This window comes from Confluentibacter citreus, from assembly GCF_002807055.1.
Taxonomy (GTDB): Bacteria; Bacteroidota; Bacteroidia; order Flavobacteriales; family Flavobacteriaceae; genus Confluentibacter; species Confluentibacter citreus.
This window is the reverse complement of record NZ_NIXN01000003.1, coordinates 177,878-200,878: the sequence shown is the minus strand read 5'-3', so window position 1 is coordinate 200,878 and position 23,001 is coordinate 177,878. Positions and strand designations below refer to the sequence as shown.

Here is a 23,001-nt window from a genome sequence, read left to right as displayed (position 1 = left end):
CTAATTGTTTTTTATGATATTATTTAATAAGTAGAGTGTGCAAAAAACTAACCAAGCAGATTTTTAAGATCAAGCACATTGTGACATTTTTATCTATTGTAAATATAGATAAAAGGTTATTTCGTATTCATTTTTTTTCATCATTTAACAGTTGTTAATTATGATGAAAGATCCACTTGCAGAAGTGTTTTTTGATTAAAGCTTTTTAAGAATTAAGCCGTATGTTCCAAACCTCCAGGAAATGGTCTGTACGCATAATATTGCAAAACCTCTTCTAAAGCTAATTTAAGAGCTCTATTAATGGACACCACTTGGTTTCCCAAATGAAAGTCTATTTGATTGAGTTGCATGTAGTAATCTGTAAACATGGGTACATAAAGTCCTTTGCTTATGGCTTCCATAGTATCTTGGTACAAATTCGCTTGGTTTTCTTTAATGATTTTGCAAGTTACCAAGCGTTGTTGGCCGTATTTATCCCTGGTAGCGGCATAGCCAAAAAGGCGGCAGATAAGAGCACGATATTTGTAGTCGCTACAATTTCCCATGGTGGTATCAATCAGGTTTAACGGACTGTAAATATGGCAAACGGAATGTTTTTCTTTAGTGTTGAGTTCTTTAAGCGTGTCTTCCGCTTTTCCCATTAAAAACATATGGAATGCCCAAGGTAAAAATTCCAAGGGCGAGGCTTCAATGGTTGGATTGTTACAACAGTTACCACATCCAGTTAGGCAATGCAATTTGGTTTGATCTTGAAATTGTGAAATCTCTAAATCAAGTTGTTCAAATAAACCCTCAACTAACTTTACCTTACTCTCTAAAGACATACAATTTTTTCACGAATGTACGCTATAATTTGTCTGGTTGTTAGGGTGTTAATTTATTTTTTTTTAGGATTTATTACATTGGGAAATTTAAATTTTAATAAATAAAGAGCAAGCTTATGGATACGAAAACTTAACATTGGTGTATATTTTTATACGCTATCTTTGAGGATTAAGTAACAAAACTAAAAATAACACTATGGAAGAACATATTTCAAATTTTAACGAATCCAATGAAGACGTTGTTAACAATCCAGTAAACAATACAATTGATGAACATGTGGAGGAGGTTAATAATGAAGTTTCTCAAGAAAATGCTCAAGAGGAGGTGACCAAAAAATTGAAAAAGACTAAGAAAAAAGATAAGAAGAAAGAGGATAAAAAAGAAAAGGAAAAAGAAAAAAAGAAGAAAGAAAAGGCTAAAGCAAAAGCTAAAAAAGAAAAAGCAAAAGCCAAGGAAAAAGCAAAAAAGGAAAAGGCTAAAGCTAAAAAGGAGAAATCAAAAAAGAAGAAGAAAAAATAATATCATAAAAAAAACCACTTCAAAGCGAAGTGGTTTTTTGTTATGCGCTACATATTATTTAAAATTGCTTAATTTAAACTTCTCTTTTTCATCTAACATAGTCTAATAATCTAGAAGCGAAGCAGTCTAAAATCTAAGAGCAAAGCGTTCTAATAATCTACTTAATCATCTCATAACTACGTTTAATAAAGTTTGTAAGCTCTTCACCTTTTAACAAACCTTGCGATAAACGAGCCAAATCCAAACTTTGATTAATCAAGCGTTCTTGCTTGTTTTTAGTTTTTGTTTCCAAAATCTCGCCGACTAACTTAGAGTTGGTGTTTACCACCAAATTGTACATTTCTGGGAAACCGCCCATACCAAACATACCGCCGCCGCCAGTTTGTTGCATTTCTTTCATTCGGCGCATAAATTCTGGTTGCGTAATGATAAATGGTGATGCGTCACTATCCATAGCTTCCAATTGTACCATGAATTTTTCAGAAGGAATCACTTCTTTTAAAAGCGTTTCCAAAGTAGTTTGTTGCTCTTCAGAAAGTTTAGAGATTTTAGTATCCTCTTTCTTAATTAAATTATCAATATGATCACCATCAACACGTGCAAACGATATGTTTTCTTTAGTGCTTTCCAATTTTTGGATTAAATGCGATACGATTGGAGAATCCAACAACAAGACTTCATAGCCTTTGGCTTTAGCCATTTCAATATAACTGTGTTGTGCATCTTTATCTGAAGCATACAGAATCACTAACTTGCCATCTTTATCCGTTTGATTGGCTTTTATTTTGTTGAATAATTCATCATAGGTAAAATATGCATCATCAACCGTTGGGTACAATGCGAAATCACCAGACTTTTCAAAGAATTTTTCTTCGGAAAGCATACCGTATTCAATAACGATTTTAATATCGTTCCATTTCTTTTCGAAATCCTCACGATTACCATTGAAAAGCGATTTTAGTTTATCGGCAACTTTTCTAGTGATGTAAGATGAAATCTTTTTAACGGCGCCATCAGCTTGCAAGTAAGAACGCGAAACGTTTAACGGAATGTCCGGAGAATCAATCACCCCACGAAGCATGGTTAAAAATTCTGGAACAATGCCTTCAACATTATCGGTTACATACACTTGATTTTGGTACAGTTGAATTTTATCCTTTTGGATGTTCATATCCTGACCCATTTTTGGGAAATATAAAATTCCTGTTAGGTTAAATGGATAATCTACATTTAAATGAATGTTGAATAAAGGCTCTTCAAATTGCATCGGGTACAATTCGCGATAAAAGCTTTTGTAATCTTCATCATTTAAATCGGCCGGTTGTTTCGTCCAAGCTGGAGTTGGGTTGTTAATAATATTATCAACCGTAATTTTTTTATGAGGTTCCTTGGTTTCTTTACCGTCTTTGTCAGTAATGGTTTTCGGTTCAAACTCAGGATCGTTTATTTCCTTAGTTCCAAACTTAATCGGAATAGGCATAAACTTGTTATATTTTAAAAGCAGGGTTCTGATACGTGATTCTTCCAGAAACTCTGTAGAATCTTCAGCAATGTGAAGAATGATTTCAGTGCCTCTTTCCGTTTTGTCTGATGGTTCTATGGTGAATTCTGGAGAGCCATCACAAATCCAATGCGCAGCAGGTTCATCTTTATAAGATTTGGTAATGATTTCTACTTTTTCGGCCACCATAAAAGCGGAGTAGAAACCCAATCCAAAATGACCAATGATACCAGCATCTTTAGCGGAATCTTTGTATTTGTCCAAGAATTCTTCAGCACCGGAAAAAGCCACTTGGTTGATATATTTTTCAACTTCTTCAGCGGTCATCCCCAAGCCTTGGTCAATGATATGAAGTTTTTTGCCTTCTTTATCAATCTTAACTTCAATTTTCGGATTCCCATATTCAGTTTTGGCCTCACCAATACTTGTTAGGTGTTTCAACTTTAAAGTAGCATCTGTAGCGTTACTGATTAATTCACGTAAAAAGATTTCGTGATCGCTATACAGGAATTTTTTAATAAGTGGGAAGATGTTCTCTACCGAAACATTAATATTTCCTTTTGTCATATGAATTTGTTATTTTTTATTTTCCGTGCAGACGGAAAACTGTTAAATATTCGTTTTTAATTTACTTAATAGGATTAGACAACAAAAATGCCAAGAGTCTAAAAGTGACAAACTGACACGACTTATTTTTGAATTACGATATTGGATTTTGAAGATTTAATTTTGTACTTTGTATATCTAATAAAATAGCCATGTATAATTCAAGAATAATTGGTTTAGGTAAATATGTGCCAGATAATGTGGTTACGAATGATGATTTATCTAAAATGATGGATACCACGGATGAATGGATTCAGGAGCGCACCGGTATAAAAGAACGCCGATGGATTAAGGAAGGTACAGACGATACATCGGCTGTTATGGGTGCGAAAGCTGCAAGAATTGCCATAGAACGTGCTGGTTTAACAAAAGATGATATCGATTTTATTGTGTTCGCCACCTTGAGCCCCGATTATTATTTTCCAGGCTGTGGCGTGCAAATTCAAGATATGCTCGATATGAAAACCATTGGGGCACTTGATATAAGAAACCAATGTTCTGGGTTTGTGTATGCTATTTCGGTTGCCGACCAATTTATAAAGACGGGCATGTACAAGAATGTGCTTGTTATTGGGGCAGAATACCATAGCAACGGATTGGATAAAACAACTAGGGGCAGAGGAGTCACGGTTATTTTCGGAGATGGCGCAGGCGCTGCTGTTTTAACACGGGAAGAGGATAATAAAAAGGGTATCTTATCCACACATTTGCATAGTGAGGGGAAGCATGCCGATAAGCTGATTGTAGCTTCGCCAAGTATTGCGCATTGGGTACCGGAAATTTTGGAGTCTAAAGAGGAAGATCTGTCTTATTTCCCATTTATGGATGGCACCTTTGTTTTTAAACATGCCGTCGTGCGGTTTAGTGAAGCTATTGTGGAAGGTTTAAAAGCGAACAATCTTCAAAAAGAAGATATAGACATGCTTATTCCGCACCAAGCCAATTTAAGGATTGCGCAATTTATTCAAGGAAAATTCGGATTGCGAGACGACCAGGTTTTCAATAACATTATGAAATATGGCAACACCACAGCGGCATCAGTAATTATTGCACTTACCGAAGCTTGGGAGGAAGGTAAAATTAAAGAAGGGGATCATGTGGTTTTGGCAGCGTTTGGTAGCGGTTTTACTTGGGGCAGTGCCATTATAAAATGGTAAAATTAAAAAATCCGAAACCTTTCTAAGTTTCGGATTTTTCTAGCTATTAACCAATTGCAATTAACACTAATCTTTTCGAATTTTTAATTCTGGTGACTAACTCAAATAATTATTAATTCGGTGATTGGTTACTTTGTGAACGTAATTTTTTCCGTCGATATTGTGTGTTTTTTAATTTTTAACAATTTTTAACATTGGATTATTTTTTTTCATAGAAATAGTCACCTTTGCCATATTCGTTTGTTTCTTTAGAGTGGAGTACTATTGAAATTTTATCATAGTCTCTATTTGTTGTTAATGCTTCTTTAGGTTTTTTTATTTGAGCAATATAACCAAACATATAACTGCCTCGGGCATATTCCTTTATTTTAGTAATGCTCAAAACCTCTGCTTCCGTATTGTTTATTTGAACAAATAATTCATCTAATTGAATGGAAGAAGGGGCTATGTCAATTTCCTTCTGTTTATTATCTTGCTTAAGATTTAAGCCTTTGGTTAAACTCATTGGTCTGAAATACACATAATAGGTTTCCCAAGGACTCACTTGAGGCTCCATAACATTAACGCCATATATTTCCAAGCGTTCGTATTGCGGGTTTATTTCTAAATCGCTGTAAGCAGGGATGTTCCACGCCCAATATTCTAATTTTGTTTTCCCGTAGTCGGAGGGTTTAATAGCGTACAAACAGTAGTAGTGCCCTTTAGATACTGTAAGTGAAAAATGACCATTTTTATCAGAGAGGGTTTCATAAAGGTTTTCAAAAGCTTTATTTTTTAATCTTACTGAAACACTGTCAATAGGATTGTTGTTAAAGTCTGTTACCTGCCCATATATTTTGATGGAGTCTTGAGCAGATATAAAGTATGCATTGAAGCATATTAATAAAAATAAAATTGTTGCCTTTTTCATTTGTGTCTTAGATTTTTTTGATTGAGTTAATTTATAGATACCATAATTTTGTATATGTTACACCTAAAGATTATTTTTAGGATATGAATAAAAAAACATTAGTATTAGGAGCTTCTTTAAATCCGAGTAGATATTCCAATTTTGTAATCCAAAAGCTAATTGCTCATGGGCATGACGTGGTAGCAATTGGTAAGAAAGCAGGTGAGATTGCTGGCATCAACATTGATACTGAGCAATTACCTTATAAGGATTTAGATACTATAACGCTCTATCTTAATCCAGTGAATCAAAAAGAATTTTACGAGTATATCATTAGTTTAAAACCTAAACGTGTTATTTTTAATCCAGGTACAGAGAATCCTGAATTATATAAGCTTTTAAAGGAAAACAATATTCCTTTTGAAATCGCATGTTCGTTGGTATTACTTTCTACGAATCAATATTAAGCCTAAGAAGGTGAAAATACCGTTTACGATTAACAATTCATATCCAAATTTATAACCTCCCAAATAATTTGAAGGAATGTTGGCTATGATATAACATGCTAAAACGGACGCTATGGCTACGTAAGGCACCAAATGGTCCCTGATTTTAAATTTTGTGAGGATTCCAAAAGCAAATAAACCTAATAAAGGTCCGTAGGTATATCCTGCAACCGTTAATATGCCACTAATAACACTTTGGTTCAATACATAGTAAAAGCAAATAATAACCAACACCATTAAAACGCTCATGCCAATATGGACTTTTTTACGGGTACGTTTTTGGGTATGTTCTGGTCTTTTTTCAATATTAAGGAAGTCGATACAAAAAGAGGTTGTCAAAGCTGTCAGTGCACTATCTGCACTAGAATAGGCAGCAGCGATAAGTCCTAATGTGAAAAATATGGCAACTGGTAATCCCAAATCGGAGTTAAGCGCAATTTCAGGATATAATAAATCTGTTTTTACAACACCATCAATGACAGGAACTTTGATGCCTTTGGTTTCAGCATAAACAAATAACAAGGCTCCTAAAAGCAGGAATATGAAATTTACAAATATCAAAATCAAACTAAAAGACACCATATTTTTCTGGGCATCTTTTAACGATTTGCAGGTTAGATTTTTTTGCATCATATCTTGATCCAATCCTGTCATGCAAATAGCGATGAACATGCCGCCCAAGAATTGTTTAAAGAAGTGGTTTTTTGCTAAAATGTCTTCAAAAAAGAAAATTTTATCATATTTTTCAATGGCATCGCTTCCAATAAAATCACCTAATCCCCATCCCATTTCAGAATATATTAAAACAATGGTAACAACTAGAGCGACCAGCATGAGTAATGTTTGTATAGTGTCTGTCCAAACCACCGTTTTAACACCTCCTTTAAATGTGTAAATCAAAATTAGGGCAACAGAAATAACAACAGTTAATGGAAAAGGAAAATTCCAATATTTAAAAACAAATTCGTGTAATACGCTTGCAACTAAAAATAGCCTAAATGCAGAGCCTAATACACGTGATAAAAAGAAAAAAGCGGCTCCAGTTTTATGGCTCACTATTCCAAATCTATCACCTAAATATTCGTAAATCGAAGTTACGTTAAGCCTGTAATATACTGGCATTAGAACAAAGGCAATAACCATATAGCCCAATAAGTAACCAAACACAACTTGCATGTATCCAAACATGCCTGTACCCACATCTCCTGGAACCGATATAAAAGTAACGCCACTTAACGATGCGCCTATCATGCCAAAGGCAACCAAAAACCAAGGCGAGGATTTATTGGCTCTAAAAAAGGAGTCATTACTATCGTCTTTGCCCGTTAAATAGGACACAAAAATGAGGATGCCAAAATAAATAACTATTAAAAGGAGTACGTGAAAAGGCTGCATAACTTGAATTAGGTAGGCGAAATATACAAAATTACACACCAAAACAATTGCTAATATTTTGAAATGGTTTTGGTATTTATTATTAAACCTAAAATTGTAAATTCGCAATCTATGGAATTCTCTTCAAAATTGCTAGAACGTGCCGTAAATGAAATGTCCCAACTTCCTGGTATAGGTAAGCGCACTGCATTGCGTTTGGTGCTGCATATGCTAAGGCAGCCTAAAGAACAAACCTTAGCACTGTCTGAGGCTTTGCAAACCATGCGAAAAGATATAAAATTCTGTAAATCGTGTCATAATATTAGTGATGTAGATGTATGTGATATTTGTTCAAACCCAAGTCGGAATGAAGGTATTATATGTGTTGTTGAAGATGTGAGGGATGTTATGGCTATTGAAAACACAAGTTCCTTTAAAGGATTGTATCATGTTTTGGGGGGTAAAATTTCGCCTATGGATGGTGTTGGACCCCATGATTTGAATATAGAATCATTGGTTGAAAAAGTAAAACTAGGCAAAGTAAAGGAGCTTATTTTTGCACTAAGCTCTACCATGGAAGGCGATACTACTAATTTTTACATATTCCGAAAAATTCAAGAATTCAATGTTTTAACATCAACAATAGCAAGAGGGATATCGGTAGGGGATGAATTGGAATATGCCGATGAAATTACCTTAGGTCGCAGTATTATTAACAGAATCCCATTTGAAGCTACATTAAAACTTTAATTCCTTTGATTTAGAATAGTCTTTAAGATATGATTTCAATATGTATTCCCATATATAATTTTGATGTTGTGAATTTGGTGGAGAAATTGAACAGTTTGTCCAAATCCTTAGAAGTCCCTTCAGAAATAATTTTAATTGATGATTGTTCCGATATATTTTTCAAAGAAAAGAATGAAAATGTAGGCAAAAAACACACTTATATAAAACTGGAAAAAAACATTGGAAGGGCTGCCATTAGAAATCGATTTTTAAAGTATGCAAAATATGAGTATTTACTTTTTTTGGATTGTGATTCAATTGTCCATAAGAATATTTTTTTAGTTGAATATGTTGAAGCAATAAAATCCACCCCAAACACCGTGTTGTGTGGTGGTAGGGTTTATGAAAACCAGCCTCCCCAACTGAACAAGCGATTAAGATGGAAATATGGTAAAGTAAGGGAAAGTAAAATAAGTGATGAAAGAAATTTAAATCCCCATAAATCATTTATGACCCATAACTTTGTTGTTAGCAGAAAAATATTTGAAACCATATCCTTTGATGAGAGACTAACCTCGTATGGACATGAAGATACACTGTTTGGTTTTCAGTTAAAAAAAGGAAATATAAAAGTAAGACATATTGAAAACCCAATATTAAATGGCGAATTAGAGACTAATAGCGAGTACATTTCCAGTACAGAAACCGCTATAGGGAATCTTGTTGAAATACTAGGGTTTTTAGATTGCGATAAAGGTTTTATAAAAGATGTTTCCCTCTTGAATATGTATTTTAGGGTTGCGAAATTCAAAACTATCATTGAAGTTGGTTTTAAAGTTTTTCAACCTTTGCTAAAAAAAATGTTGTCGCTAGGGTTTGTCAACTTATATTTGTTCGATTTTTACAAATTGGGAATTTTAATATTGAAAATGAAGGATAGAGACATTAAACGCATTTATAATTGAGGGTAATAACACTAAATACCAAAGATTTTAAACAGAAGTGTTCAGAATTGGTTTCTCAAATAGATTTTTATCCAGATATTATTATAGGGGTTCAAAATGGGGGAACTTTTGTTCTAAACGAGTTTAGGGATGTGGAAAAATTTGATTCTTCATATTTCGAAGTAGTAAAAATCCAAAGAAAAGATAATTTCAAAAATAATTTTTTTGCCAAAATACTTTTGAAATATATGCCATTAAAAATAGCGGATCGTCTTAGGGTCTATGAACACAATCAAATAAAAGATGGCTTAAAGGATATAAGCAAAGAACAATTATTAAAACAGGTAATAGATTGTAATATATCTTTAAATAAACCGGTAAAAAAAATACTTTTGGTTGACGATGCCATCGATACGGGAACTACCATGTTTATAGTTAAAAATAATATGATTGGAATTTTTGATGACTGTCAAATAAAAACAGCCGTTATTTCATGGACTATTGAAGAGTCCATAGTTAAGCCGGATTTTTATATATTTAAAGATGTTTTAGTACGATTTCCGTGGTCTAAAGATTTCAAAGAATAGTATTTTGAAAAAAAGGGTTTTAGTAGTCGATTTAGATGGTACACTCTACACTATCAATACGTTCCATTATTTTCTGAAATTCATTGTCTTTTTTAGTTTTAGAAAATTTAAATTCTACCTGTTTTCAGCACTTTTCTGGATTATGTTGTTAAGATTGTTTCGTTTTGTAACACATGCTAAGATGAAATATTATGTTTTAAAAACAACAGAACCATATAAATTAGATTATAGCAGGTTTGTGGAAAGTATAAAAAAACACAAAAGACATATAGAAGAAATATACAACCCAGAGTTCAGCATAAAAATTTTAGCAACAGCAGCGCCATCTTGCTATGCCAATATTATTGCCAAAAATGAAAAATTTGATGTTTGTTTGGCAACGGAATTTCCAACTAAATCATACAGCGCAGATTACGAGAATAAAGGTGAGGTGAAGAAAAACAATGTGCTTCAATATCTTCAAAGCATTGGGAATTATCAATTAGACACATTTGTTACTGATCATTTGGACGATTTGCCTCTTATGAATGTGGCACTCAATAATGTTATTTACAATCCAAACCAATTTATAGAGAAGGAATTATATAAAAGGGACATAACTTTTAAATCAAGGATATAAAGAAATACTAAAATCAATTAAAGCCAGTTTGTTAGTATATCAATAATATTAGTTTTCGATTAATCTAAAAGAATTATTGATTTTTCACTAATTTTGCATCACAAATAAAAATACCAGATTACTTTATAAATATGGCAAAATTTGAACTTAAATTACCAAAAATGGGAGAAAGTGTTGCAGAAGCAACCATCACATCATGGTTAAAAGAAGTTGGCGACACCATTGAGCTTGATGAAGCTGTTTTAGAAATAGCAACAGATAAAGTAGATAGTGAAGTGCCTAGTGAGGTGGAAGGTGTTTTAGTTGAAAAATGTTTTCATGTAGATGACGTGGTGCAAGTTGGCGACGTCATTGCCATTATTGAAACTGAAGGCAATGTTGAAGAAGAATCTTCTACATTTATTGAAGAACCAGAAGTTTTAGAAGCTGCCGAGCACGTTGCCCAAACCATGCAAGTTGCTAAAGAAACCGTGAGTCCTTTAGCTTCCAGCGACGGACGATTTTATTCTCCATTAGTAAAAAATATTGCAAAACAAGAAGGTATTTCCCAGCAGGAATTAGATACGATTTCTGGAACAGGTAAAGAAGGTCGTGTTACTAAAGATGATATTCTAGCATATATAGAAAATAAATCTAATGGTCAGAATACCTTCCAAAACAAGGTTGAAACTACAAGCCATCAAGATAAAGAAGAAGTTGTCCTTACAGAAACACCTTCGGTTCAACCTGAAGTTAAACCGATTCTACAGGAAACTTCAGTAGTAAAAGACACCATTCAAGAAACGTCTAAAGTTTCTCAAGTGCCAATAATGCCAAGTGGTGAGGATGAGATTATGGAGATGACCAGAATGGGGAAACTCATTTCACATCATATGATGGAATCCATTCAAACGTCTGCCCATGTACAAAGTTTTATTGAGGCCGATGTGACTAAAATTTGGAACTGGAGACAAAAAGTGAAAGATGATTTCATGAAACGTACAGGTGAAAATTTAACGTTCACGCCTATTTTTATGGAAGCCATTGCCAAAGCGCTTCGGGATTATCCCATGATGAACATTTCTGTTCAAGGTGATAAAATAATCAAAAAGAAAAATATCAATCTGGGTATGGCGGCATCGCTACCTGATGGAAATTTAATAGTGCCTGTTATTAAAAATGCCGATCAGCTCAATTTGTTTGGTATGACAAAACAGGTAAACGATTTAGCGAATCGTGCCAAAACAGGGAAATTAAAGCCAGACGATACACAAGGCGGTACGTATACCGTAACCAATGTGGGTTCGTTTGGAAGTATTATGGGAACGCCCATCATCAATCAGCCACAAGTTGGTATTTTGGCTCTGGGTGCCATACGAAAAACACCTGCTGTGATAGAAACTGCCGAAGGTGATTTTATTGGCATTCGTTATAAAATGTTCTTGTCCCATTCTTACGATCACAGAGTCGTCAATGGTGCCCTTGGTGGCCAATTTGTAAAAGCCGTGAAAGATTATTTGGAGGCTTGGGATAGTAATAGAGAAATATAAATAACATTCAATTATATTCAAAATCCAACCCATAAAACGGTTGGGTTTTTTGTTTTCTACACTTTTCAATTTAGTATCTTTACACATTTGTAAAATATATCTTATGCAACTCAATTTAACAAAACCCATCTGTTTTTTCGATTTAGAAACCACAGGTGTCAATATAACGACCGACAAAATTGTTGAAATTTCTGTTTTAAAAGTCTTTCCGAATGGTAAGGAAGAACGTAAAACATGGCTGGTTAATCCGCTAGTGCCCATTCCTAAGGAAGTTACGGCCATTCATGGGATTACAGATGCTGATGTAGCTGATAAGCCTTCATTTAAAGAAGTTGCCAAAGACATACATAATATGATTAAGGATTCAGATTTAGCGGGATTTAATTCCGATAGGTTTGATATTCCATTGTTGGCTGAAGAAATGTTGCGTGCTGAAGTGGATTTCGATATGAAAAACAGATTGTCCATAGATGTACAGACTATTTTCCATAAAATGGAACAACGTACCTTGAGTGCTGCTTATCAATTTTATTGCAATAAAGAATTGGAAGGCGCCCACGGAGCAGAAGCCGATACTAATGCGACTTACGAAGTTTTAAAGGCCCAAATAGAGAAGTACAAAGAGATTGAAAATGATACCAAGTTTTTGGCGGAGTTCAGCACAAGAAAACAATTTGCGGATTTTGCGGGGTTTATAGGTTATACGAAAAAAGGTGAAGAATGTTTTGCTTTTGGTAAGCATAAAGGGAAGTTAGTTACAGAAGTGTTGGAAGCTGAACCTGGTTATTTTGGTTGGCTATTAAATGCCGATTTTCCGTTGTACACCAAAAAAGTATTGACAGCCATTAAACTCAGAAATTTTAATAACAAACTTGGCTAATTTTTTCATTCCTGCGCAAGCAGGAATCTAAAAATCTAAAAATCTAACAAGTCTAAGTCAGTCTAAAAATCTAACAAATCTAGAATGAAAATCATCTGCATCGGTAGAAATTACGCAGAACATATAAAAGAGTTGGAAAACGAAAAACCGACCGATCCTGTTATTTTTTTAAAACCAGACACGGCCATTTTGTTAAAAAAGCAACCTTTTTTTATACCGGATTTTTCGAATGATGTCCATTATGAGGTTGAGGTTTTGGTTAAGATTGATAGAATAGGAAAGCACATTGATAAAAAATTTGCACATAAATATTACAACGAGATTGGTTTAGGAATCGATTTTACCGCTCGCGACGTACAAGCCAAATTAAAGGAAAAAGGCCTGCCTTGGGAAAAAGCAAAGTCATTTGATGGTGCTGCCGTGATAGGTGATTGGATTCCCATTAAAGATATTCAGGACGTAAATGCCATTGAATTTTCTTTAAAAAAGAACGAAAATATTGTTCAAATCGGAAATACAAGCCTCATGTTGTGGAAAATTGATGAATTGATAGAATATATTTCAAAATATTTCACATTAAAGATAGGAGATATTATATTTACGGGAACTCCCGCCGGTGTAGGCAAAGTTGAAGTAAATGATAAGCTCTCAGGATTTATAGAAGATAAACAAATGTTTTCAATAACAGTAAAATAAATGGAACAGCATTACAAATTAGTTAGGGTCCGTGAATTGGCGGACAACGATGAAGAGTTTATCGCCACGTTGGCGGCCGCATTTTTAGAGGAGGTTCCCGAAGATGCCGAACGGTTAAAAAAAGCAGTAGCCGAAAAAGATTATTACAATGCCTATCAAGCGGCCCATAAAATGAAGCCTACCATCGATTTATTCGAACTTGGGGTGCTTGCTACTTTAATTGAAGTGCAGGATTGGGGCAAATTCGAAAAAAAGGATATGGATATTAAACCCCATCTAAACATTGTAATTGCTGCGGTAGAACGGGCTGTTGATGAAATAAGATCAGATTTTAATTTATAATGTTAGCCGAAATAATCACCATAGGCGATGAGCTTCTCATAGGTCAAGTTATTGACACAAATTCTGCTTTTATAGCAAAAGAACTCAACAAAATTGGTGTATCGGTCTATCAAATTACCTCCGTTCAAGACGATAAATCCCATATTTTAACAGCGTTTAAAGATGCTGAAAGTCGGGTTGATATCATTATTTGTACTGGTGGTTTAGGGCCCACAAAAGACGATATCACTAAAAAAACCATAGCGGAATATTTTGACGATACTTTAGTAATGGATGCGTCGGTTTTAGCAAATATTGAATCCATTTGGAAGCAATATGTTAGGCAGACCTTGTTGCAGGTAAACATCGATCAAGCATTGGTGCCATCAAAAGCAACCGTTTTAATGAATACATTAGGAACAGCCCCTGGGATGTGGCTCGAAAAGGATAACAAAGTGTTTATTTCCTTACCGGGCGTGCCTTTTGAAATGAAAGCTTTAATCAGCAATGAGGTACTTCCTCGATTAAAAACTAAGTTTAAATATCCTTTTATTTTACATAGAACCTTGTTGATTTATGGTTTAGGCGAAAGCACTTTGGCCGATAGAATAGCGTCTTGGGAAGATGCGCTTCCAAAACACATTAAGTTGGCGTATTTGCCCGATTTAGGAAGAATGAGGTTGCGTTTGTCTGCCAAAGGATTTGATGAACAACAAATTATAGCGGATGTTCAAAACGAAATTAATAAGTTATTGCCTTTAGTTAAGGATGAGTTTTTTGACTTTGATGATGACGATGAATCTATTGAACTGGCCATAGGGCAAAAATTAACAGCCATTGGCAAGACGATTGCCACGGCTGAAAGTTGCACAGGTGGAAAAATAGCCGAACGATTTGTTGCCAATGCTGGGTCGTCGGCCTATTTTAAAGGAAGTATTGTCAGTTATGCCACAGAATCTAAAATAGATATTTTAGGCGTTTCCAAAGATGATATAGCAGAACATTCCGTGGTGAGTTCTCAAGTGGCAGAATCTATGGCGCAACATGTTTTAAGGATGTTTAAAGCAGATTATGCCATTGCAACTACGGGAAATGCTGGGCCAACCAAAGGTGAATCGGATGAAGAAGTCGGAACCGTTTTTATTGCCATTGCTACAAAAGACAACGTGTTTTCTCAAAAATTCATGCTTGGAAATATACGTTCTAAAGTCATTGATAAAGCCGCAAATAAAGCCTTTGAAATGCTCTTAAAAGAAATTTTTAAAAATTGATAATAAATAGATTGTCATAAATTAAAGATTTTGTATATTTGCACCTCGTTTTTAAACAACAATATTTAAAGTTATATAATAATGTCAAGAGTTTGTGAACTTACCGGTAAGAAGGCAATGGTTGGAAACAACGTGTCTCATGCGATGAATAAAACTAAACGCAAATTTAATGCGAACTTAGTTAAGAAACGTTTTTACATTCCAGAAGAGGATAACTGGATAACTTTAAAAGTATCTACGTCGGCTTTAAAAACTATTAATAAAATAGGTATTACGGCAGCGATTAAAGATGCAAAATCTAAAGGTTTTTTAAAATAATAGCCGCATTTAATAAGTTAAGAAAACATGGCAAAGAAAGGTAGCAGAATACAAGTTATATTAGAATGTACTGAACACAAAGAATCTGGACAACCAGGAACTTCAAGATACATTACAACTAAAAACAAAAAGAATACGCCTGACAGAATGGAGATTAAAAAATTCAATCCTATTCTTAAACGTATGACAGTTCACAAAGAAATTAAATAATTAGAGGTTTTCTAACTTCAAAATGTATTGAATCATGGCAAAGAAAGCAGTAGCATCGTTACAAACAGGATCAAAAAGATTGTCAAAAGCTATCAAAATGGTAAAATCTCCAAAAACGGGAGCTTACACATTTGTTGAAGCAATTATGGCACCAGAATTAGTTGATAATTTCTTAAGCAAGAAATAATTTACTTCTTTATAGATATTTAAAAGCTGCTTTCTTTAAGAAAGCGGCTTTTGTTTTATATTTACATCCCGTTTTAATGACAATTTTTCAGTAGATCATAATGGGCAAGAAAGTTGTTTAAACGTTTCCATAAATATTGTGGATCAAACACATAAACAAATAAACAAACAAACGAATACACGTTTTACAAGAATGAGTTTTTTTAAAAAAATATTTTCATCAGAAAAAAAAGAAACCCTAGACAAAGGACTTGAAAAATCCAAATCCACTTTTTTTGGTAAATTAAGTAAAGCCGTTGCCGGAAAATCTAAAGTAGATGATGAGGTCTTAGATAATTTGGAAGAAATTTTGGTGTCTAGTGATGTCGGCGTTAATACCACGCTTAAAGTGATAGAACGCATTGAAGCCCGAGTTGCGAAAGATAAATATTTAGGAACCGACGAACTTAATTTAATCCTTCGCGAAGAAATAGCAGGTCTACTTTCTGAAACGAATTCTGGGGAAGATACTGAATTCACCATTCCATCCACTAAAAAGCCGTATGTCATCATGGTTGTTGGCGTGAATGGTGTTGGTAAAACAACGACTATTGGTAAATTGGCCTATCAATTTAAAAAGCAAGGATTGAATGTGGTGCTTGGTGCTGCCGATACGTTTAGAGCGGCCGCCATCGACCAACTCCAAGTGTGGGCAGATAGAGTAGGCGTGCCGTTAGTTAAGCAATCTATGGGTAGCGATCCGGCGTCTGTGGCGTTCGATACGCTAAAAAGTGCCTTAACCCAAAATGCGGATGTGGTTATTATTGATACGGCTGGTCGTTTGCACAACAAAGTCAATTTAATGAACGAGCTGACCAAAGTAAAACGCGTGATGCAAAAAGTGGTGGACGATGCGCCTCATGATGTCTTGTTGGTCTTGGATGGTTCTACCGGGCAAAACGCTTTCGAGCAAGCCAAACAGTTTACAGCCGCTACAGAAGTCACTTCGTTGGCGGTTACTAAATTAGATGGTACTGCAAAAGGCGGTGTGGTGATTGGTATTTCAGACCAATTTAAAATTCCCGTAAAATATATTGGCGTTGGAGAAGGTATTGAAGACCTTCAAGTATTCAATAAATTTGAGTTTGTAGATTCGTTTTTTAAATAAGTACTCTGTTATTGACTTCGTCGAATCTTCGATTTCCTGCGTAGGCAGGAATCTACATTAATAAGGCATCTAGATTCAATCCATCAAATCATCAATTTTTATCCATAATTCATCATCAAAACCAGATAAACCGAAAGTGGGATTCAACGGATTGGCAACCTCGCCCATTCTTACCACAACCAGTTTTTTGCTTGGCACCACATAAATTTTCTGGTCATTTTTACCCAAAGCGGCGTACATATCAGCGGGTCCATAATGGATTAACGTACCATTAAATTGCAATTGGGATTGTGGTAAATGAAAGCTCGATTTCCCATTCAGCCACCATAAATAACCATAAGATTGATTGATATTTTGTGACGTTGTAGTGGCTTCATTTAAAAAACTTTCTGGAACAATTTGTGTGTTTTCCCATTTGCCTTTGGCATAAATCATCAAGCCAAAACGCGCCATACTTTTGGTATTGCTCCAGTACACATTTAAATTATCTAAATTGGTCCAAAGTCCCGTCATACCAATTTTGTCTCTCAATTTCGTGTTAAAATAACTGTTCCAAGTTTGATTGCTGGCGGCCACCACCACATCTTGCATCTTTACATACACATTATGGTAGGCCCAACGAGTCCCCGCATCGGCTTTATAGTGTAGGTTTTCAGGAGACACATCATCCCCTAATGTATCGTCTAAGCCAGAAGTCATTGAAAGCAGGTTTTTGCAGGTAATCAAGTTTTCTTTATCTAAAGGAGCACTCGTCCAACCGGTTCCTAAATAATCCGATACTTTATTGTTGATGTTTATCAAGCCTTCTTCTTGTGCTATTCCCGAAACTGTTGAGGTTAATGTTTTTCCTGCACTCGCCCAATACCAAGACGCTGTTGCGCTGTGTCCGTTAAAATAATTTTCAACAACAATTTTTCCATTATAAAGCATTATAAAACCTTTGGTGTTTTTCTCTTCCAAATAATCTAAAAGAGGCTGAAGCGCACTAGCATCCCAACCTAAATCCGAAACAGAAACCGTTTCCCAAGCATTGGAATTGATGGGTGGAAAATAAAGCTCGTCGGTTGTTGGATTTGGAGGATTATCATTGTTTGAACATCCAAAAAATAATCCAATAGTAAGTATGATAAAGATGGGCCACTTTTTCATAATGTAGGTTTTGGGTTTTACGCTATCAAATATATAAAAGGTTTAATAATAAATAGTTATATGGTTAAAAAGTTAAGAGTTAGAAGTTAAAAGTTAAAAGTTACTTCCACTAAACGATTAAACGATTAAACAAATCAACACAAACGACCCAACACCTAACAACCCTAAACCAAAATTCGTAAATCATAAATCGTATATCGTAAATCGTAAATCATTCCCTATCTTTGCACCCTTATTCAAAAAAGGCATGCGTACAAAATCTCTTAAGAAAAACCGAATTAATATAGTAACCCTTGGCTGTAGTAAAAATGTTTACGATAGCGAGGTGCTCATGGGGCAATTAAAAGCCAGCGGAAAAGATGTGGTTCATGAACAAGAGGGGAATATCGTGGTGATTAATACCTGCGGATTTATCAATAATGCCAAGGAAGAAAGCATCAACACCATTTTGGAATACGTTCAAAAAAAGGAAGATGGCGACGTGGATAAAGTGTTTGTTACGGGTTGTTTGAGTGAACGTTACAAACCGGATTTGTTAAAGGAAATCCCGAATGTGGACGAATATTTTGGTACCACCGAGCTTCCCGGATTACTGAAAGCTTTGGGTGCCGACTATAAACACGAACTCATTGGTGAGCGTTTAACCACCACGCCAAAAAATTATGCCTATTTAAAAATTGCCGAAGGTTGCGATCGCCCATGTAGTTTTTGTGCCATTCCGTTAATGCGTGGCAAACACAAAAGTACGCCGATTGAAGATTTGGTGACCGAAGCTGAAAAACTAGCTGCCAAAGGTGTTAAAGAACTTATTTTAATCGCCCAGGATTTAACTTATTATGGGTTGGATTTATATAAAAAACGCAACCTTGCCGAACTTTTGGAGGCCTTGGTAAAAGTAGATGGTATTGAATGGATTCGTTTGCATTATGCCTTTCCAACGGGGTTTCCTATGGATGTGTTGGAAGTCATGAAGCGTGAACCGAAAATATGTCATTATTTGGACATTCCCTTGCAACATATTTCTGATAGTGTTTTAAAAAGCATGCGTCGTGGCACCACAAAGGAAAAAACCACGCAGTTGATCAAGGATTTTAGAGCCGCTGTGCCTAATATGACGATTAGAACCACCTTGATTGTGGGCTATCCGGGTGAAACCGAAGACGATTACCAAACCCTCAAACAATGGGTTAAGGAGATGCGTTTTGAGCGTTTGGGCTGTTTTACATACAGTCACGAAGAAAACACCCATGCCTATAATTTAGAAGATGATGTGCCAGAAGATGTGAAGCAACAACGTGCCAACGAAATTATGGAACTGCAATCGCAGATTTCTTGGGAATTGAACCAAGAAAAAATAGGCAACACCTTTAAAGTGGTTATTGATAGAAAAGAAGGCGGTTATTTTGTGGGGAGAACGGAATTTGATTCGCCCGACGTTGATAACGAAGTGCTTATTGATGCCAGTAAAATCTATTTAAAAACGGGTGAATTTACTACGGTAAAAATTACGGATGCTGCTGACTTTGATTTGTATGGTGAGGTTGTTGACAATAAATAAATTGGATTAATTTTATTGGTTCGTTTAACGTATTTGTGTAAGATTAGTTGTGTGGTTAAGCACCTAATTTAGCAAATAAAAACCGAATAGAAAATCCGAGAATTTTCGTAAGTAGACTAGAACTAAGCAATTAATTATACACGACGTTTTTATTTCTCCTCACTAAATAAACCATCAACACTAGCTTTAAGACAAAAAGTAGATGTTCCTAAAATTTTACCACTATTTATTGGGTAGAATTTCAACATTATAGTATCATCACTTATAAGTAAAGAATTAGTTAATTCTTGTGTTAAAGCTATTGTGTCAATTAATAATTCAAATACTGGATTGCCTCTCGCTGGCTCAGGAAGAGCGTTAATCAAATCTAATTTAGAGGTAGCCATTTTCAAATCACAATTAGTTTTTATCCAATCAAGAAGTTCATTATAAAATTCACCACTCAAAACATATTGATTTCCAAAATGACCAATAAAATCTTTAGAAAATGCTTTAATCATAGATTTAGTGCTGGTCGTAAGCGTAAATTTTTTATTGAATTTTACTTTTTTATTTTTAGTTAATTCAAATAGCCTTAAAAGTGAAGTGAAATCAAGTATAAAATGCTCATACCTATAAAGGTTTAGAACTGGATAAGAAGTTTGAGTGTATTGAATTAATCCCTCTCTATCATATTCTAAATTGTAATATGCTTTTATAAAGTGTTTGGAATATTCTCCTTCAACAAGTTCTGTAAATGATAGTTTTTCTGAATAGTATTCATTTATTAATTTATGTGGATCATAATCACGTTTTCTAGTTAGCTCACTTAAAAAATCTAATAAGCTTCCTTGTTTAAGATCCTCTTCTATATTAAAAGATTCCATAGGAATTTGGCTGAATGGGTCTTTGTTATTGACTTCTTCAATTATTTCATCATGAAGGGAAAGGTATTTATTCATTATGCGTTTAACAACAATGCTTTTATTTGAATTCCCAAAATCACTAGGGAAAGTAACTATATCTCCAACTTTTTTACCTATTAATTGATTAAATTTTTTGTTTTTATCTGATATTTCAACAAACGATATTTTACCATTATTTTCATACTTAACAAAGTGACCTTTTTTAATTGAATCAAACTCTTTTATAATTTCATCTGGACATTTTACACAGGCCATGAAATATCCCATTCTCGCTTGAGAATTCGATTCATCTAGAGCTTGTCTGTAATACAACTCTAAACCCTCTTTTTGATATTTGTTTTGAATAAGGATTTCTGCGATTGCCATAGCATTTGTAGAATTGTTGAATTCAATTTTTTCAGCCAGCTCATAAAGTTTTTTGAACTGTTCATTTGAAGCGTCATCAATCTCATTCAAAGCTATAGCATAATTTGTAATTATAAATTCATCGGATTCGTCTTTATTAAAATAAAATTCGCAAATCTCTATTACTTCTAGCGACTCAAATAGTTGTCTTTTTAATTCAACTTCAAGTTGAATAATTCTCGAATTAAAAGAAAAATTAACACGCCAATTCTTTAATAATTTAATTAATTCAGAATTGTTAGATTTTGACAAATAAAGCGCTTGAATATATCTGAATAAATCAATAGACTCTTTATCATAATCTAAAAATTCCTTGTAAACTTCAATTGATTTCGAATACTCCTTTAGCAATAGGAATGTTCTTGCTAAGGTTGATTGCATATAAACTTCAGAAATGCTCCCACTCGCCCAAATCTCATTTAGATTTTGAATTGTTTCAGATTCATTTTCACCTTTGAATACTTTTAGCGTTTCTATTAAAAGATTCTTTAAATCATTATTATCGAAGTTTTTATCTTTGATATATTCATCAATTGAAATACGAGAATTTAAATTAGATTCATATAATAATTCAGCAATAAGAAACATGTGTACTAAATGATGTTTAACATCCTTAATTCCTTTTAAGAATTCCTTTGCCGTTACGATAAAGTTTTCAATTTCATCTAGTTTTGAATAACAAATCATTTTTAATGTCAAAATTTCTAATGTTTGTTCTTCCGATTCAGAAATTATTTTAATTGCATCTTTTATATCTCCAATTAAATGAAGTGAATTTGCTAAAACTAGTGTATAGTATGATTCTTTTTTATCAGATTGAGTATAGTGCTCTTTCATTTTATATACATAATCTTTTTCTCCTTCCATTAAGAATTGAAGATATGAATGTAGAAATCTAAGTGCACTGTGATTACCTTGAATTTCAGAATTATTAATAGCTTTGAGATAACTTTGTTGTATTTCAAAAATTGGTTCTAAAACACTCAAAGGTAATTTGATAGATTCATTAAAACTTATGAATAAACCCATTAGTTTTACGCTTGCACAATTGACCAAATATGCAACATCTCTAAAATTTTCAAATGTCGTAGGTTGCCCATTGAATTCAGTAATGTCTACAATAATATTATATTTAGAAAAAGCTTCAGCTAAGTCTACATATTTCTGCTTTTCTACGCTACGTGAATGAATTAGAGCTTTAAATTTATAGTCGTCTATAACAATCTTGGGTACATTACTCAAAATCTCACATAGTTTTTCACTATCTTTAATAAGGCTTTTTACAGCCCATGCCTTTGAATTATATTCGTCTAAGTTTAATATTTTATCTGCTAATTGATCAGCTTTGGCAAATTCATCTAATCTATAATAAGCATAACAAGCATTTTCTAAATTTTCTCTAGATTTATTATTCAGTTTATAAGCTCTTATGTATGCTTTTTGCCATTCGTTAATATGTTCTGGCATATATTCCAAACACCTTCCTTTTAATACCTCTAAGCTAGATTTCATAACATCTGTTGGTATGAAATTATAGTTTTCAAAGCTATCTTCTAGGGCTTTCAAATTAGAAAATGCTGTTTTTGGTTTAAAAGATTCAAGGTTGGATTTATATTGTTCAATTTGTCTCTTATATTCAAGCTCTAATTCAGATGAACTATTTCTCCTAATTTCATCTTTAATTGTTTCTATTGCTGTTTTGAATTCTGTAAGTATCTCTTGATATCGCGTTTCATCCCGGATTTCCTTTAGATACTTATAAGCAGAATCATGTTTTACTACTTCTAACTCAAAAATTTTGAAAAATTTTGAATAATCTCCTGTTATTTCTTTATTCCGTAAATCCGAATTTGGAAGTTTTGAAGCTGTTTCGAATACTTTTTTAATTTTTTCTTTTTCAGTTTTTAAAATGTCAGGATTTGAACAAAATTCTTTTAGAGCATCTTCAAATGCTTGATTTATTTGTTTTTGAACTTCTTGACTGATAAAAAGTTTTCTTCCTTCAATTACAATTCCTGCACCTAGGCTAATTCCAAAATTTGCTAATCCTTCTATCAGCGCCATTATCTACGTTTTTTTAAGAGATTGTTATTGTTATATTCAGTTGAATGTTACCTCTAAAGATAATTACGCCTAACTTTAATGATGCGAAACCGTTTTAATGCTTTAT

General features: G+C 34.0%; 23 protein-coding genes. 17 read left to right on the top strand and 6 right to left on the bottom strand.

Features of this window, described 5'->3' with window-relative positions; translation table 11 throughout:
* Positions 1–212: 212 nt before the first annotated feature.
* A complete protein-coding gene (locus tag CDH49_RS08500; RefSeq protein ID WP_100615079.1) occupies positions 213–824 on the bottom strand; it encodes a YkgJ family cysteine cluster protein in 612 nt (203 codons plus the stop codon).
* A 196-nt stretch (positions 825–1,020) separates the two neighbouring features.
* Between CDH49_RS08500 and CDH49_RS15635 the strand changes: the two genes are divergently transcribed.
* Positions 1,021–1,344 (top strand): hypothetical protein, encoded by a 324-nt coding sequence (locus CDH49_RS15635; RefSeq protein ID WP_157805291.1) that lies wholly within the window; start codon positions 1,021–1,023, stop codon positions 1,342–1,344.
* A gap of 157 nt (positions 1,345–1,501) precedes the next feature.
* Here the strand turns inward: CDH49_RS15635 and htpG are convergent, their stop codons facing one another.
* A complete protein-coding gene (htpG, locus tag CDH49_RS08490; RefSeq protein ID WP_100615078.1) occupies positions 1,502–3,412 on the bottom strand; it encodes a molecular chaperone HtpG in 1,911 nt (636 codons plus the stop codon).
* 191 nt (positions 3,413–3,603) lie between these two features.
* On the opposite strand from htpG, the gene CDH49_RS08485 reads away from it, so the two are divergent.
* Positions 3,604–4,608, top strand: coding sequence for a 3-oxoacyl-ACP synthase III family protein (locus tag CDH49_RS08485; protein WP_100615077.1), 1,005 nt, complete (start codon positions 3,604–3,606; stop codon positions 4,606–4,608).
* A gap of 199 nt (positions 4,609–4,807) precedes the next feature.
* Here CDH49_RS08485 and CDH49_RS08480 read toward each other — a convergent pair whose 3' ends face one another.
* The gene (locus CDH49_RS08480; RefSeq protein ID WP_100615076.1) at positions 4,808–5,518 is read right to left on the bottom strand and encodes a carboxypeptidase-like regulatory domain-containing protein; all 711 of its coding nucleotides are present in this window, start codon (positions 5,516–5,518) and stop codon (positions 4,808–4,810) included.
* 83 nt (positions 5,519–5,601) lie between these two features.
* On the opposite strand from CDH49_RS08480, the gene CDH49_RS08475 reads away from it, so the two are divergent.
* Positions 5,602–5,964: a CoA-binding protein gene (locus CDH49_RS08475; RefSeq protein WP_100615075.1), complete on the top strand. Its 363-nt coding sequence runs from the start codon at positions 5,602–5,604 to the stop codon at positions 5,962–5,964.
* On the opposite strand, the gene CDH49_RS08470 is transcribed toward CDH49_RS08475, so the two are convergent.
* A complete protein-coding gene (locus CDH49_RS08470) occupies positions 5,941–7,398 on the bottom strand; it encodes a sodium:solute symporter (RefSeq protein WP_100615074.1) in 1,458 nt (485 codons plus the stop codon). The two genes, CDH49_RS08475 and CDH49_RS08470, sit on opposite strands and share 24 nt — an antisense overlap.
* 111 nt (positions 7,399–7,509) lie before the next feature.
* Here CDH49_RS08470 and recR point away from each other — a divergent pair, with 111 nt between their 5' ends.
* The 13 genes from recR (at position 7,510) to ftsY (ending at position 16,814) form a co-directional block, all read left to right on the top strand.
* Entirely contained in the window at positions 7,510–8,127 is a 618-nt protein-coding gene (gene recR, locus CDH49_RS08465) for a recombination mediator RecR (protein WP_100615239.1), read from the top strand.
* Positions 8,128–8,156: 29 nt separating this feature from the next.
* A complete protein-coding gene (locus CDH49_RS08460; RefSeq protein WP_100615073.1) occupies positions 8,157–9,071 on the top strand; it encodes a glycosyltransferase family 2 protein in 915 nt (304 codons plus the stop codon).
* A complete protein-coding gene (locus CDH49_RS08455) occupies positions 9,068–9,637 on the top strand; it encodes a phosphoribosyltransferase (RefSeq protein WP_100615072.1) in 570 nt (189 codons plus the stop codon). Before CDH49_RS08460 ends, CDH49_RS08455 begins: the two co-directional genes overlap by 4 nt.
* A 4-nt stretch (positions 9,638–9,641) precedes the next feature.
* The gene (locus CDH49_RS08450) at positions 9,642–10,256 is read left to right on the top strand and encodes a haloacid dehalogenase-like hydrolase (RefSeq protein WP_157805290.1); all 615 of its coding nucleotides are present in this window, start codon (positions 9,642–9,644) and stop codon (positions 10,254–10,256) included.
* 131 nt (positions 10,257–10,387) lie between these two features.
* The gene (locus CDH49_RS08445; protein ID WP_100615070.1) at positions 10,388–11,785 is read left to right on the top strand and encodes a dihydrolipoamide acetyltransferase family protein; all 1,398 of its coding nucleotides are present in this window, start codon (positions 10,388–10,390) and stop codon (positions 11,783–11,785) included.
* Between the two features lie 103 nt (positions 11,786–11,888).
* Positions 11,889–12,665, top strand: a complete 777-nt coding sequence (locus CDH49_RS08440; protein WP_100615069.1) for a 3'-5' exonuclease — start codon at positions 11,889–11,891, stop codon at positions 12,663–12,665.
* 84 nt (positions 12,666–12,749) lie between these two features.
* On the top strand, positions 12,750–13,361 hold the full coding sequence (locus CDH49_RS08435; RefSeq protein ID WP_100615068.1) for a fumarylacetoacetate hydrolase family protein: 612 nt from the start codon (positions 12,750–12,752) through the stop codon (positions 13,359–13,361).
* On the top strand, positions 13,362–13,703 hold the full coding sequence (locus CDH49_RS08430) for an Hpt domain-containing protein (protein ID WP_100615067.1): 342 nt from the start codon (positions 13,362–13,364) through the stop codon (positions 13,701–13,703). It begins immediately after the preceding gene.
* A complete protein-coding gene (locus tag CDH49_RS08425) occupies positions 13,703–14,953 on the top strand; it encodes a competence/damage-inducible protein A (RefSeq protein ID WP_100615066.1) in 1,251 nt (416 codons plus the stop codon). The genes CDH49_RS08430 and CDH49_RS08425 overlap by 1 nt, the downstream gene beginning before the upstream one ends.
* Positions 14,954–15,034: 81 nt before the next feature.
* On the top strand, positions 15,035–15,271 hold the full coding sequence (gene rpmB, locus CDH49_RS08420) for a 50S ribosomal protein L28 (RefSeq protein WP_100612069.1): 237 nt from the start codon (positions 15,035–15,037) through the stop codon (positions 15,269–15,271).
* Between the two features lie 27 nt (positions 15,272–15,298).
* Positions 15,299–15,481: a 50S ribosomal protein L33 gene (gene rpmG, locus CDH49_RS08415; protein WP_100612071.1), complete on the top strand. Its 183-nt coding sequence runs from the start codon at positions 15,299–15,301 to the stop codon at positions 15,479–15,481.
* A gap of 34 nt (positions 15,482–15,515) precedes the next feature.
* Positions 15,516–15,668 (top strand): DUF4295 domain-containing protein, encoded by a 153-nt coding sequence (locus tag CDH49_RS08410; protein ID WP_100615065.1) that lies wholly within the window; start codon positions 15,516–15,518, stop codon positions 15,666–15,668.
* Between the two features lie 192 nt (positions 15,669–15,860).
* Entirely contained in the window at positions 15,861–16,814 is a 954-nt protein-coding gene (gene ftsY / locus CDH49_RS08405; protein WP_239970620.1) for a signal recognition particle-docking protein FtsY, read from the top strand.
* 75 nt (positions 16,815–16,889) lie between these two features.
* Here the strand turns inward: ftsY and CDH49_RS08400 are convergent, their stop codons facing one another.
* Positions 16,890–17,963 (bottom strand): serine hydrolase domain-containing protein, encoded by a 1,074-nt coding sequence (locus tag CDH49_RS08400; protein WP_100615063.1) that lies wholly within the window; start codon positions 17,961–17,963, stop codon positions 16,890–16,892.
* A gap of 247 nt (positions 17,964–18,210) precedes the next feature.
* Between CDH49_RS08400 and rimO the strand changes: the two genes are divergently transcribed.
* Positions 18,211–19,521: a 30S ribosomal protein S12 methylthiotransferase RimO gene (gene rimO / locus CDH49_RS08395; RefSeq protein WP_100615062.1), complete on the top strand. Its 1,311-nt coding sequence runs from the start codon at positions 18,211–18,213 to the stop codon at positions 19,519–19,521.
* Between the two features lie 149 nt (positions 19,522–19,670).
* Here rimO and CDH49_RS08390 read toward each other — a convergent pair whose 3' ends face one another.
* A complete protein-coding gene (locus tag CDH49_RS08390; RefSeq protein WP_100615061.1) occupies positions 19,671–22,895 on the bottom strand; it encodes a tetratricopeptide repeat protein in 3,225 nt (1,074 codons plus the stop codon).
* Positions 22,896–23,001: the final 106 nt, after the last annotated feature.